Here is a 14,162-nt window from a genome sequence, read left to right on the forward strand (position 1 = left end):
ATCAAAAACATCCTGATAGGATTATGATTTTTATAAAAAAACCGCTTATATGAGTACTATTTAAAGTTCAGCAAGAAGCGGCGGAGTCGTAAAGCACGAGTTGAATCTGATGAATAGTTTTGAAGCTAGATCAAGCAGCTATAGAAATACGCGCGGCGATTTCTGCAAGTTCGTCACTGATAATGGCACGCGCTTCAGGTGCACAACGACCACAACATGTGCCTAAATCGAGAAGCTCACGGATTTCACGATAGCTTTCAGCGCCGTTTGCAACAGCGTCTTTAATATCCTGATCCGTAATTCCACGACATAAACAAACATACATGGGAGTAAGCCACAAATATAAATGCGATAATTGATATTATTGATAATTATTATCGTTTGTCAATGAATTTCATTCTAACAATGAGTATATTCTTATTGGGAATTTGAATAAAAAATACCGCCTGATCGGCGATATTTTTAATGATTTATATCTTTTGATAAATCTAAATTTTAAAAATTATGGAATGATTACGATTCCATCCATTTCGACTAATGCATCTTTTGGCAGGCTTGCAACACCTAGGGCTGCACGAGCTGGGTAAGGCTGAGCAAAGTATTCGCCCATAATCTGATTCACCAATTGGAAGTGAGAGAGATCAGTCAGAAAAATATTCAATTTCGCGATATCCGCCAGACTACCGCCTGCAGCAGTACAGACCGCTTTTAAGTTATCAAATACGCGACGAATCTGGGCTTCAATGCCTTCCACAAGTTCCATACTGTACGGATCTAAACCAATTTGACCAGAAAGGTAGAGTGTGTTGCCAACTAGGATTGCTTGAGAATATGTTCCGATCGCAGCAGGGGCGTGTTCAGTATGAATAACTTGACGTGACATTAAGCTCTCCTATGTCGTTTTTTCTATCTTAAACCATGCGACTTTAACACAAAACCAGATTGACGAAAGGGCAGAGTACTGAATAGTCGCCTTGAACCAACTGATTATCCAGATTTTTATCTTTGCAGCATGTGCCTACTTTAGGGCAATATATTTTTTAAGCTGAAGGAACACTGGTTGCTTTTGTGACTTCAGGCTGAACAATTGGCATATTTAAGCGTTCAATACGTGGAAAGCCAAAGTGCATACGGAGATCGCGAATAATCTGAGCAATTTGATTCCGGTTGCTGACCACGATATTGACATAAGTTTTCTGGTCTTGTGAATGAACCATTTCTACGCCCGTTTTGGCTTTACGGCATTGATAAATCAGATCGGAAATTTGTTCATCATTCATGGCCATATGAATACAAAGATAAGCACTGAAGCGAACATCGTCGATTTCTTCAGATTGCCAGTGTAGCGGCATGATATTTTCTGGATGCAAATGCTGTTCGTGTAATAAGTTCCGACAACGGGAACGGTGTACAATAAGACCGCGTCGAGATAAATGTCCTTGAATTGGATCACCTAATACTGGGTTACAGCAATGCGCATATTTGACATCGACGCCTTCTGTGCCGACGATCAAGCGGTCAGATGCATCTTGATACTGTGAATGATAGTCTTGCGCAAACAGATGATTTGCGACCAATTGTGGTAATAGATCACCCACCGCAATCTGTTCAAATAGCGTGTCTTTACTACCTAAGTGTCGCCATTCAAGTACATTGATCCAGTCGGTTGGAGAGAGATCGTTAATTGAACGCTGGAACAGTTTTAAGGCACGATTTAAGGCTTGTTGTCCGACTAGGCGTTGTTCGTCAATATCTTGTTCTCTCAGAATATTCTGTAATGCGCGACGCGCTTTTTGGGTATTGATGAAACTGAGCCAGTCTGGATTTGGAGTTGCTAATACATCCGTAATAATCTCAACCACTTGCCCACTGTGTAACGGGGTGGACAATGGACGAATTTCGCCATCGACTTTGGCACCTACAGCGTGGTTGCCTAAGAACAAACTGGCTGAATAGGCGAAATCAACCACAGTGGCACCTTGTGGTAATTCATGTAATTGTCCATGTGGGGTGTAGACCCAGATTTTTTCTTGGTGCAAATAGTCGAGTAAATCACTAAAGGTGGTTTTCGCACAGCCGCTGTCAATCAGGGTATTCAAGTTTTGCATAGAAGCCTGAATCGCTGAACGACAGGCTTGTGGTGCATTTTCACCCAGCACCACACCAAAACGAGCTGCTTTACGCATCAGTTCAGTCTGAATGGTCAATGAAAGTGTGGTTTTTTCGCCTTTGAGCTGGATCATGAGCGATTGGTTGCCGCCTGGTAAAGGACGGCGAATATGATCTCGGTATTGTAATACCTGAAAATTATCTTTCAGCGCATCAACTAGACGGTCGCAGTCAGCAATACTTTGTAAAATAATTTCAAAGGCATGGCTGTGGCTGAGTTCATTCAAATCAATTTCATTTTTAATAAAATGACGCAGTAATTCGATATTGTTGTTTTTCTTTTTAATTCGACCCTTGAGGTCATAGGCTTTTAACAGTTCAGAAAGCTTTTGTTCCCAAACGGCTTGGTACTCACAACGTTTTGGTTTGGTTTCCAGTAAGGCCGTTTGCACATCATTAAACATGTCTAAATCAAGATTTTGATAGCAGAGATGTTCAAGGTTATCCGCCATCTCATTCATACCCACCAGACGTGACATGGGTACAAAAATATCGAGGGTCTCTTGTGCGATACGCGCACGCTTATCCGGACGCAGTGCACCCAAGGTGGTCATGTTGTGATAGCGGTCAGCCAGTTTAATAATAATGACACGAGGATCTTGTAAAGTCGCCTGTAGAATTTTTCGGAATGATGCGGCTTTGTTATATTCTTTATCGCTGGAATGGCTGAGTTTGGTGACGCCATCGACCAGTTCTGCGACGACGACTCCATATTTCTGCCCAATTTCATCTTTGGTAAATTCAGTATCTTCAATTACATCATGTAAAAGTGCTGCCATTAAGGTTTCTGCATCAAGACGCATATGTGCCAAAATGCAACTTACTGCTATTGGGTGCAGTACATAGGGCTCACCACTTTTACGGGTAATACCGCTATGCGCTAAATCAGCAAAATCGCAGGCAGCAAGCACACGTTGAACATCACTATCTTTGAGATAGGCTTCAATAATTGCTTTGAGCTGCTGCTTCGCTTGGCTGACTTCTTCGCCTGGCATATAACACCTTTAATAACTTGAATTCAGTAATGATCTGTCTGTTGATAATTTAATGATGTATTACATGGATGAATTTTTGACTTAGTGCGGTCTTCATGTGCTCAACCATATTGGATACCATTGAAAACGTACGTTTGATGCAAGTATTCGCAAACATTACGCCTTTCTTCTAATGAAAAGCAAATTGTGAAACTTGTCAATTTGTTCATTAGAAAAACTCGTAAATTTTTTCAATGACGGATATTGCTTTTATCAATATGTATCAAATTTTGCAAGAAAGAAAAAAGCCCAGAGTATTCACAATGGGCTTTTCGCACAACAAATTCGGTTTAGAAAGTGAAACCTTCTAAGTTTAATGAATTTGTAGACAGTACCATATCAAGGTTTGATGTCTGGTAGTCTTGATCGCGTTGTTTTAAAATTTCTTTGGTGACATGACCGACTGCAATTTCGCGTAATGCAACCACTGTTGGTTTGTCATTGTCCCATTCTACAGTAGGTTCCATGCCTTGACGTGCCAATTGACGTGCACGTTTACTCGCTACCAGTACCAACTCGAAGCGGTTATCTACATGGTCTAAACAATCTTCAACGGTTACACGTGCCATAAGTTGTCTCGTTTGAACATTACATTTGGAAAGACTGAGTAGTATAAAAGGCTTTTCTGCCAGACTCAAGTCATTCGCGATTAAGGGTAATCAAGTTTTCGATTAATTGTTGATGACGTGCACTTTGTTGTGAGGTTACTAAACGGTTTGCACTAATAATAGCTTCCAGATCATGGACGGCTTTATTGAAATCATCATTGATAATGACATAGTCAAAACTGGCAAAATGACGCATATCTTCAACCGCACAACTGAGACGATGCTCAATTACGTCGACTGAGTCTGTACCACGGTTCGAGAGACGCTGTCTTAAATCATATTGTGTTGGTGGCAGAATAAAGATTTGTTTAGATTCAGGAAAGAGTCGACGAACTTGTTCTGCACCTTGCCAATCGATTTCAAGCAAAACATCATGACCTTGTTGCAATTGCTCTTTCACTTTGGCTTGGGAGGTGCCATAGTAATTGCCAAATACTTCTGCGTATTCGATAAAGCCACCTTCATTAACTTGTGCTAAAAAGCTTTCTTTGCTGGTAAAATGATAGTGAACGCCATCGAGTTCACCAGGACGTTGACCACGTGTAGTATGTGAGACAGAAACGTGCAGGTTGCTGACTCGATCGAGTAGGGCTTTGACCAAAGATGTTTTGCCTGTTCCTGAAGCTGCAGAAACGACAAACAAGAGACCCGACATGATATTTTTCCTGAATATGATAAAATATCTTGGCTATTGTAGTGTAGCGTGCCATTAAACGAAATAGTTTGGTGTAAAAATTCAGATGATGAGAGAGGATGTTATGGAAATCGTGTTGGCCAATCCACGAGGCTTTTGTGCTGGTGTTGACCGTGCTATAGCAATCGTCAATCGGGCACTGGAATGTTTTAATCCACCAATTTATGTACGCCATGAAGTGGTACATAACAAGTTTGTGGTCGATGATTTACGTCAGCGTGGTGCTGTTTTTGTTGATGAGCTGGATCAGGTGCCTGATGATTCAATTGTGATTTTTAGTGCGCATGGCGTATCTAAAGCGGTACAGCAAGAAGCCGATCGTCGGGGTTTAAAAGTCTTTGATGCAACTTGTCCTCTCGTCACCAAAGTACATATCGAAGTGACTAAATACGCGCGTGAAGGAACAGAAGCAATTTTGATCGGGCATGAAGGCCATCCAGAAGTTGAAGGCACTATGGGGCAATATGATAAGTCTCGAGGTGGTGAGATTTATCTGGTTGAAGATGAGCAAGATGTCGAAGCGCTCATGGTTAAACATCCTGAAAAAGTCGCGTTTGTTACCCAGACTACGCTTTCGATTGATGATACGGCCAAGGTGATTGATGCATTACGTACGAAATTCCCTCTCATTCAAGGCCCGCGTAAAGATGATATCTGCTACGCCACTCAAAACCGTCAAGATGCGGTGCGTGATCTGGCCGAGCAGTGCGATGTGGTCTTGGTTGTAGGCTCACCAAATTCGTCGAACTCCAATCGTTTACGAGAATTGGCTGAACGTATGGGGAAATCTGCCTATCTGGTCGACAATGCGGATCAGCTTGAAAAAGACTGGTTTAAAGCTGACACTAAAATTGGTGTGACCGCTGGTGCTTCTGCACCTGAAATTTTGATTAAACAGGTGATTCAGCGCTTGCAAGACTGGGGGGCAACTCCACCCAAAGAACTGCAAGGACGAGAAGAAAATATTACTTTTAGTCTACCAAAAGAGTTGCGTATCCAGGTGATACAAGCCTAATTTTATTAGAAAAATGTGAACTGGAAACGGATGGATGACACTCCATCCGTTTTTTTTTGGTGCTTATCTGCTTTGTATTGGTTCTGTAAAAATAAAATTTAATATAGAGTAGTAAATTTTAAAAATTGGGTGCTGGGGAAATGGGGAAAACTCGGGGGTTCACCTTAATTGAGCTGATGGTGGCTATAGCTGTGCTAGGCGTAATTGCGACGATGGCAGTGCCATCCATGTCGAGTTTGATGGAAAAAAGGCGCTATGAACGTAATACAAGAGATTTATTGAGTACTTTATCTCAAGCAAAAAGCCAAGCAATTTTAAATCGAGCCAATGTTGATGCTTATTTAGTGGCTTCGTCTAGTAGTACGAATAACTCAAGAACCCTCAGTTGGGCCGTAGTAAATAGTAATACAACAGTGACGATTTCTCCGACCCCAACTTCAATTAGTGTCATTACTACTCTACCGTCTACAACAACTACAACAACTTCTGCCTTTAGGTTTGATAGCAATGGTCTGGTCGCCAATATTACAGGTGATACCACAATTACCTTATGTAATTCTAAATTATTGCTGCAAAAAACAGTCGTGATCACCCGATTGGGGGCATACATTATTAAGCCTGATATCGCAGTGAGTGCTTGCACATGATTATTAGACCTAAAAAACAAGCAGGCGTGGGCTTAATAGAAGTGCTTGTCGCATTATTATTGTTAGCCATCGGGGTGTTGGGCTATGTCGCTTTACAGTTAAGAGCATATGATGCTTCTGCTGAGGCAATGCAGAAGTCCCAAGCAATAGTGATTATGCGAGGCCTTGCCGAAAATATGCGCATTAATAAGAGTCAAATGGGGAGTTACCCTGCATTTGTTCGTAGTTACACTGGTCTTACATCGGTGACAACAGCACCTACAAGTTGTTTTAATTCTGGATGTACAGCCAGTCAGGTCGCTCAGTTTGATGCGTATCAGGCAGCGCTTAACGCTAATAAACTAGGAATGCAATTGACCATGGATAATTGCCCAGGGGTAACTTCTACAATGACGATACGTCGCCAGTGTTTATATGCATTTTGGGGTAAAACATCGCCTACAGTTCAAGAAGATACGGCTTCAGGTGTAACGACCAGTTCTGCAGATGTCTCTAGTTGTATGGGAAGTAATGGTATTTATGTTGCAGGTGCCTCCTGTTTAATGATGGAGGTTTATTAGAATGAAAAAAAATAATGCGAAGTCACAGTCAGGTTTTACTTTAATTGAGTTAATGGTTGCACTGGTTCTTGGCCTAATAGTTGTTGCAGCTGCAGTGCAATTGTTTACGGGAGGAATTCTTTCAAGCCGTTTGCAGCAAGCTAATGCTGAAATTCAGGACAGTGGCATTTTTGGTTTAGATTATATTGTTCGAGACATTCGATTTGCGAATCAAGACAATTTAGCTAATCTAAAACTGGATGATAAAACACCTTATGGTGGAATTGTTTTAACGGGGTTAACCGCAACAAGTTCAACCAATGTTAACTTTGTACCGAAAGTGAGTAGTTCGGCTTACATTGATTCTGCTTTATTAAGCCGTGGGCAGGATGATACTGTTTCAACTACATCAAACTATTGGAAAGGACTAACTCGAGTAACTTTAAAAGACTCAGCAGGTGCTGTGATTGCAAATCCTGTAAGTGATCAATTGACGATTCAATTTTTTGCACCAACGCAGATGACCAACTGTGAAGGTGCGACTGTCTTGCCTGGAGATTTGGTTGTTCAACGTTATTTTGTACGTCCAGATAATAATGGGGCTTCTACAGACTATGCTTTAGCTTGTGATGCAAATACCCCATCAGCAACAACTGCTGATGTTAAGGCTGCTGCCACAGCGCGAACAACTGTGAACGCAACAACAGAGACAATTTCTCCTTTACCAATTACAGGTTTAGGTGATGCAGGACAAATTATTATTCCTCGTGTTGATCATTTTCATGTTTTACTTGGGGCAATGGTAACAACCGAAACTACAACTACCGTTACCAATAGAACAGTGACGCCAGCAACTTCTACAACGACAAAAACAGTCTCAAATCAATTTGGTTACTATACGATTCCACAGTATCGTACATTAGCTCAAACTACAGCGACAGATAACACGACAGGTACTGGAAGTAAAGTAGAAACCAATATAAAAGTAACAGTGAGCTCACGAATTTTATCAACGCAGATTTCAGTATTAGTACGTTCCGCAAATAATGCACAAAATCAGGCCATTGACCCAACTCAGCCGCTCTTAATGTTGGATCAAACAGCTACGCCATCAGATACAACGACACGTTATCAACGTCGGGTATATAGCACCACTGTTGCACTACGTAATGCAATGGGAGATTCACTATGAACCATCCAAAACGCACATATTTAAAACATCAGCGTGGTGCGACCTTAATTGTAGTCATGATCATATTACTAATCATTATTGTGGTTGGAATACTTGCTGTTCGAGTTGCTATTGTTTCATTGGGAGTAGCAACAAATAGTCAAGTCGGTCAATTAAATTTTCAATCCTCCGATGCTCCGTTGGCATGGTTCAATAATTTTGATCCAACAACGGTAACCAGCGTTGGTAATGTGATTGGAGCTGCACTAAAAGAAAATGAAAGTAACCCAGGTGGGGAATATATTTTCTGTTATAAACCCACGACAAATAGTTTTGCTCAGACCATTAATTCGAGTCTGATGCGTAAAGCTGATTCAGGAAATATTGCAACAGTTGAAGCGGGAGGGGTGGCTGGTTTTTGTAATTTAACCTCAGATTTTGGCAGTAATCGTCCTGCTGTTGTCACTCAAGTTGCAGTAAGCATTCCAACTGAGGCACTGAATAATAAGCCAGGCGCAAATTTACCTCGAGGAATTAATGTTTCTGAGGGGACACAGTTACCTAAAAGCATGACTTCTGCCCAACGAATTCGTGTAACCACAACGGCGATGTTACCTGCATATACCAGTGATATCTCCTCTGTACAAAGAGATTGTTTAAGCTCGAGCAATGCCAAAATTAGTGACGATCTTAACGCGACTTTAGGTACAGGTAGTGAATATACCTTGGCAAAATGTCTTACTGATAAAGGTGTTCCATTTACTACCCAAGTACAAGAATTTAACTACGTGAACCAATTAACTGAAGTCACTGCTCCAGGAAATTAAGGGGGATATCATGACTAAACTAGAAAAATTTCAAAGAAATAAACTGTGGTATGTTATTTGTTCAAGCTCTTTAACGATGTCTTGGTTAATGATGGCATCCGTGGTTGAAGCAAGTGATTTGCAGATTTATGCTGTCCCTACCGCTGGGAAAAAAACCATTGTAATGATGCTGGATACTTCTGGGTCGATGGGGCCAAATTTAGGTTCTGGCTATAGTTTATATGATGATTATGGTTTAACAAGCCGTACCTGTTCAGTCACCTCAACAACAAGTTCTACAACACCATCTTATTCCCGTAATTATTGTGTTGTAGCTTCAAACACTACAAATGCTAGGGTTACAAATACTGATACAGGGTGTGAAAAGCAATCGGATAATAGTTATCGTTGTTATGATCGCTTAACACGTTTAAAAGATGGTATGTTTACTTTTTTAAATAGTACTAATCCAGTTCTTAATAGTGTCAGTGTCGGTTTGGGGCATTTTTCTGGATATAATGTTGGTACAACGACGGGTGATAATAATAGTGGTGAAATTTTGGTGACCGCAGCAGATTTAGGAGCGGTTGGTTCATCTCAGAGAGTAGCTTTAAAAACAGCAGTAGCGAGATTAGAGGCAAGTGGGGGAACTCCGACATCCAATGCTTTTGCTGAAGCTGCTGCTTATTTATTGGGGACAAGTACTCGAACATTTGTAGATATTAATAAGGATATTTATAAAAAAGTAACCACGATTTCTCAAGTGTTTGATCATTATGAGTGCCAAAATACTGCTTATCCTAATTTAAATCCAATGGATAATAGATGTTATCAATATCAAGGTTTTTCTGGTCGTACACTGGCTGCGACAGTAACAAATAATTATAGTTGTACAGACCCTTCTTACCCTTATCTTAATGGCAGTAAATGTTATAGAAGTAGTACCAGTACTAAAAGTATTAATGCAACGAATAATCCAACTTATAGCTGTACATCAAGTTCTTACCCTTATTTAAATCCTGCAAATAATACGTGTTATCAAAGTAATAGTGGCTATAGTGGGGGCACAGTCACCCCTACGACCATAACTCGACCTGTCAGCACAGATCAATATTATCAATGTACTAGTTGGGCAACTACGGATTTTACTAATCAATATCAACAATGTAATGGCCGTACAGGTACAAATTCTAGCTACTGGCAAAATTTAGGCTCAACAGCACCAGACGATTTAGCTTTGGATGGTAGCGTTGACGTTGTCACGAATCCGGTGCATACAGTCTATTATCGAGTTGTGCAGCAAGCTGGAGCAAATGCATACAGTGGTTTTGATAAATCTATTCGTGCTTCCAAAAATGCTGATGAAACCGCATATATTTCGCCTTTACCTGCTGTAGAAAATCGCCAAAGCTGTGATGGCCAAGGGGTTTATATTTTATCTGATGGAGCACCTTCATCCAATCCTGATTCGGGAGTTTTGGCAGCTGCCTTAGGACGAAACTCTTTTAGTAATAGTGGTGGTTTAAGTGGTGGAGCTTCAGATTGGGCTTATATGAGTAATTTTGCCCGAGCTTTATATAATGGGGGAACGATTCAAAGTAACGCGAGTAATGCAACAAATCCAGCGAATGTCTCTATTCAAACCGCTTTTGTTGGTTTTGGTGCGGCGTTGAATGCATTAAGTACAAATGATGCCATAAATGCTTGTAAAATGAGTTCTCGAACTCAAGGTGATCGGAGTGGCGATGATGCTTGTTCTCCGAACCAAACGACTAATGCAATCGCTGCACCAGGTTATGGAAATGGTGGTTTCTTCCCAACGATTGACGCTAATGGTGTTACACAAAGTGTCATTGCCTTTATTAATAACTTGGGTAATGTCCCTTTAGACCCCTTAACTACTGGACAAATCTCGGTACCTTATGATGCACTAAATCCAAATAATCTATCGCAGTATGGCTATTTACGTGCATTAGAACCAGACCCTGCGCATAGCTATCTGACTTGGCGCGGAAACCTTAAGCGTTATAGTGCCACGCTTACGGGTACGAATATCGGTGCATTTAGAGGTAATTCTGGTGGTTTGGTTTACGATGCAGCAGGGGCGTTTAATACTGGAACAAAGGATTATTGGAATAGTTCAAGTTATACCGATGGTGGTAAAGTTTTCTTAGGTGGGGCCTATTCTAAAACGCCTTTACCTTATAACGGGCAGACGGAAGTAAGTTCAGGAGGTATTATTTCAAGATATGCGTATAGCGCTTCTCAGAAATTACGCAACTTATTTACGGATGTTTCTGCTGTAGATACTACTACAGCTAAATTAACGGCAGCAACTGGAAGCACAACAGGTACAGCATTATTAAAAATTCCTGAATCAGCAACGTCGCCTTTTGCGAATGTTACGGCTGTAGGTACCCATGTGTTAAGTAAATTTAATCCGTCTACAGGACAAGATATCCTTAAAGATTTTCCTGTGGCGATTAAACTTAAATTATTAAACTATCTAGGCTATAGCACAGATATTACAGCAGACACTTTGCCAACTTCGCTCGCTGCACCAGATGCACCATATTTATCTATGGGTGGTAGTATTCACTCAATACCAGTCCAGTTAACCTACTCTGGTACTTTAGATAGTCAAGGTAATTTAACCAATGCGCGTAGTCAATCTATTTTATATGGTTCGATGGAAGGGGGCTTACGTCTTGTTGATGCTTCAAGCGGCGAAGAGCAAATGGTCTTTGTTCCTGCTGCAATTTTAAATGACAGTACAAAATCCAAGGCGTTAGTTGTAGGTCAGACCGACTTAAACGGACCAACACATGGTATGGATGGGTCATGGGTGGCAGATCCGACGTATAACATCACCTCGACTACTTCTGGCTCGTCGACAACCTCAAGTGTAACTGCGCGACAAATGAATGTTTATGGTGGAATGCGAATGGGTGGGAGTAGCTATTATGCTTTAAACCTTTTGACGCCTACAAATCCAAAATTACTGTTTAGAATTGATAATTCAACCTCCGGTTTTGAGCGTTTAGGGCAAACTTGGTCTAAACCTGTATTAGCAAATGTTCGTTACAATAATGTAATTACCCGAGTGATGATTGTTGGTGGTGGGTATGATGAATGTTATGAAAATCCAACTTTCAGTTTAGCTTCCACTGGAGATGATAGCACTTGTTCAACTCGGACTAAGGCCAAAGGGAATGCTGTTTATATGATTAATGCGAAAACGGGCGCATTAATCTGGTCAGCTACTTACAGTGCTGATGCAACCGATGACCAGCGATATATGAAGCATAGTATCGTAAGTCGAATTAGTACTCTGGATCGTGATGCTGATGGACTAGTTGATCATTTGTATTTTGGGGATTTAGGGGGGCAGGTTTTCCGTGCTGACTTTAATAATATTGCGGGTACTAGTACCTCAAATTTTGGAAAAAGAGTAGTTCGCTTAGCTAATTTAGCAACCAATGATACGACCAATGATGCTAGTAATGATTATACTGGTGCCAAAGCACCTCGTTTTTATGTTCAGCCGACTGTAACGATTCATGACCAAGGAGCAAATACATTTATTGTAGTTGGGATTGCTTCTGGCGATCGCAGTACACCGTTGGATGTTTATCCAATTCAAGGAAGAGAAGGGATGAGCCCAGCAAATGCATTATCAGGCCAACCCGTCAATAATGTTTATGGTATTTTGGATCATGACTTTATTAAAGCAGATCTTATTACTGGGACACCAACTTTAGTTACTCAGAATAAAACACGTATTGATTTGAAGAAAAATCCTCAGATTCTAGCTACAGGTGAAACAGTTGCTGCATTTTTCTTTCCCACATCGGGAACTGGTAAATTCGGATGGTATCGTTCACTGTCAAGTAAAAGTAGTACAACAACAGCAATTGACAGTGTAGAGAAAGCCGATGGCTCTTTTAGAATAAGAGGGGGATTAAAAGCCTTTGAAGAAGAGCCAGTTGCGATTACAAATAATTTATTGGTTCCTGTATACGATCCACAGGGTACGGGTATTGCTCAGCAGGATCCCTGTAAACCACGTGTGATTGGCGAGACTGATTGGCAAAGATATTGTTTACCGTTTGGAGCGTGTATAAAAACAGACGGTACTTTAAATACTGCACTAGAAGCCAAGAGTGGTTTTCAGACAAAAACAACAGGTTGTCCTGCAGGGGTAACTGAGTGTAATGATAATGTGATTGGTGGTGGTATTCGAGGAATTACGTTTGTACCAAAACCTGATACGAGTAATGGAAGCTGTGGAAAACTTACAATGGCTGGTAATACACAAGGTACAGGTGAATGGCAATGTACTAGCCGCTTAATACAAACACGTTGGTATGAGCGTTACCGTCAATAAGAGATAAGCTATGCGAAACTACCAATTCCAATTTAAGCTCAATCAAGGATTTACCTTGATTGAGCTTATGCTAGTATTGATTATTGTTGCTATTTTTACGGCAATTGCGCTACCGAGTTATCAAAATTATGGACGTCGTGCAAATGCTGCTGCAGCTCAACAAGAAATGCAAAAGTTGGCGGAACAACTTGAGCGGCATAAATCGAGAAATTTTAGTTATAAAGGTTTTAGTGCGCAGTATTTGTATAATTCAACTGGAACAACACCGTTTGATGGAAGTACCCAAACTTTGACAGTCCCTTTAAATGCGACAGGTGCATCGGTTAGGTATACATTAACCATTGTTGATGGAATGACTGGAAACCCACTTCTGTCTGCATCTGATGCTACGGGCCAAAGTTGGGCGATTCGGGCGATTAGTGCAGATGTACAAAACTTTTCATTTTTAATGACGAGTACTGGGTTACGTTGTCAGAATAAAACGATTGCAAATATTACGTATGCCACATGTGGAACAGGTGGGGAAAGTTGGTAATGAATAAAATTGCACAAGGTTTCACGTTAATTGAATTGATGATTGTTGTAGCAATTATTGGTATTATCGCGGCTATTGCTTATCCTTCATATGCACGATATGGGCAAAGAGTTAAACGTGCTGATGTACAAACAGAGATGATTAATATTGCTCAGATCTTGCAAGCAAGGAAGTTGGCATATAATAGTTATCTTAATGCAGATACATCAAAAAATACGATAACCGCTATTTATGGTTCATCGGTTAGTCCTAAGCAAGGAACACCATTATACGATCTTTCGTTTAGCACGCTTACAGCTTCGGCATGGGTACTCACAGCAACGCCTAAAACAGGTTCTCCACAAGCTGGAAATGGTGTGATTTGCCTTAATGATCAAGGCCAAAAGGACTGGAACAAAGCTTCAACTGATGCTGCAACATGTGTTGCAAGGTTATCAAATATTTCTACGTGGGACGGTCGTTAACGTTTCACAGCATTTAAATGTTTTACAAAAGCAAACCTACATCTGGTTTGCTTTTTTATGTGTATTATTTAACATTTTTAATAACAATAATTA

Annotated in this window: 13 protein-coding genes; 8 read left to right on the plus strand and 5 right to left on the minus strand. The window is 40.7% G+C overall.

What is annotated here, in order from left to right; all coding sequences use genetic code 11:
* Window positions 1–130 precede the first annotated feature (130 nt).
* The 5 genes from NQU59_RS05075 to gmk form a co-directional block, all read right to left on the minus strand.
* Window positions 131–325, minus strand: a complete 195-nt coding sequence (locus NQU59_RS05075; RefSeq protein ID WP_004657461.1) for a bacterioferritin-associated ferredoxin — start codon at window positions 323–325, stop codon at window positions 131–133.
* A 177-nt stretch (window positions 326–502) separates the two neighbouring features.
* Entirely contained in the window at window positions 503–883 is a 381-nt protein-coding gene (locus NQU59_RS05080) for a RidA family protein (RefSeq protein ID WP_257065257.1), read from the minus strand.
* Between the two features lie 157 nt (window positions 884–1,040).
* Window positions 1,041–3,164: a RelA/SpoT family protein gene (locus NQU59_RS05085; protein ID WP_005238399.1), complete on the minus strand. Its 2,124-nt coding sequence runs from the start codon at window positions 3,162–3,164 to the stop codon at window positions 1,041–1,043.
* 329 nt (window positions 3,165–3,493) lie between these two features.
* Window positions 3,494–3,772 carry a DNA-directed RNA polymerase subunit omega gene (gene rpoZ / locus NQU59_RS05090; RefSeq protein ID WP_004657467.1) on the minus strand — a complete coding sequence of 93 codons (279 nt, stop codon included), beginning with the start codon at window positions 3,770–3,772 and terminating at the stop codon, window positions 3,494–3,496.
* Between the two features lie 70 nt (window positions 3,773–3,842).
* A complete protein-coding gene (gene gmk / locus NQU59_RS05095) occupies window positions 3,843–4,466 on the minus strand; it encodes a guanylate kinase (RefSeq protein ID WP_005238402.1) in 624 nt (207 codons plus the stop codon).
* Between the two features lie 103 nt (window positions 4,467–4,569).
* On the opposite strand from gmk, the gene ispH reads away from it, so the two are divergent.
* The 8 genes from ispH to NQU59_RS05135 all read left to right on the plus strand — a co-directional run bounded on the left by ispH (window position 4,570) and on the right by NQU59_RS05135 (window position 14,069).
* Complete coding sequence (ispH, locus tag NQU59_RS05100; RefSeq protein WP_005238404.1) at window positions 4,570–5,520, plus strand: 4-hydroxy-3-methylbut-2-enyl diphosphate reductase; 951 nt, start codon at window positions 4,570–4,572, stop codon at window positions 5,518–5,520.
* A 140-nt stretch (window positions 5,521–5,660) separates the two neighbouring features.
* Window positions 5,661–6,167 (plus strand): pilus assembly FimT family protein, encoded by a 507-nt coding sequence (locus tag NQU59_RS05105; protein WP_043972830.1) that lies wholly within the window; start codon window positions 5,661–5,663, stop codon window positions 6,165–6,167.
* Window positions 6,164–6,727, plus strand: coding sequence for a type IV pilus modification protein PilV (gene pilV / locus NQU59_RS05110; protein WP_257065258.1), 564 nt, complete (start codon window positions 6,164–6,166; stop codon window positions 6,725–6,727). Before NQU59_RS05105 ends, pilV begins: the two co-directional genes overlap by 4 nt.
* A 1-nt stretch (window position 6,728) precedes the next feature.
* On the plus strand, window positions 6,729–7,898 hold the full coding sequence (locus tag NQU59_RS05115) for a PilW family protein (RefSeq protein WP_043972835.1): 1,170 nt from the start codon (window positions 6,729–6,731) through the stop codon (window positions 7,896–7,898).
* Entirely contained in the window at window positions 7,895–8,704 is an 810-nt protein-coding gene (locus NQU59_RS05120) for a PilX N-terminal domain-containing pilus assembly protein (protein WP_043972838.1), read from the plus strand. Before NQU59_RS05115 ends, NQU59_RS05120 begins: the two co-directional genes overlap by 4 nt.
* Before the next feature lie 10 nt (window positions 8,705–8,714).
* On the plus strand, window positions 8,715–13,070 hold the full coding sequence (locus NQU59_RS05125) for a PilC/PilY family type IV pilus protein (protein WP_257065259.1): 4,356 nt from the start codon (window positions 8,715–8,717) through the stop codon (window positions 13,068–13,070).
* A 10-nt stretch (window positions 13,071–13,080) separates the two neighbouring features.
* The gene (locus tag NQU59_RS05130; RefSeq protein WP_043972843.1) at window positions 13,081–13,605 is read left to right on the plus strand and encodes a type IV pilin protein; all 525 of its coding nucleotides are present in this window, start codon (window positions 13,081–13,083) and stop codon (window positions 13,603–13,605) included.
* Window positions 13,605–14,069, plus strand: coding sequence for a type IV pilin protein (locus NQU59_RS05135; protein ID WP_043972846.1), 465 nt, complete (start codon window positions 13,605–13,607; stop codon window positions 14,067–14,069). The genes NQU59_RS05130 and NQU59_RS05135 overlap by 1 nt, the downstream gene beginning before the upstream one ends.
* The last annotated feature ends 93 nt before the right edge of the window (window positions 14,070–14,162 follow it).

Source organism: Acinetobacter colistiniresistens (assembly GCF_024582815.1).
Taxonomy (GTDB): Bacteria; Pseudomonadota; Gammaproteobacteria; order Pseudomonadales; family Moraxellaceae; genus Acinetobacter.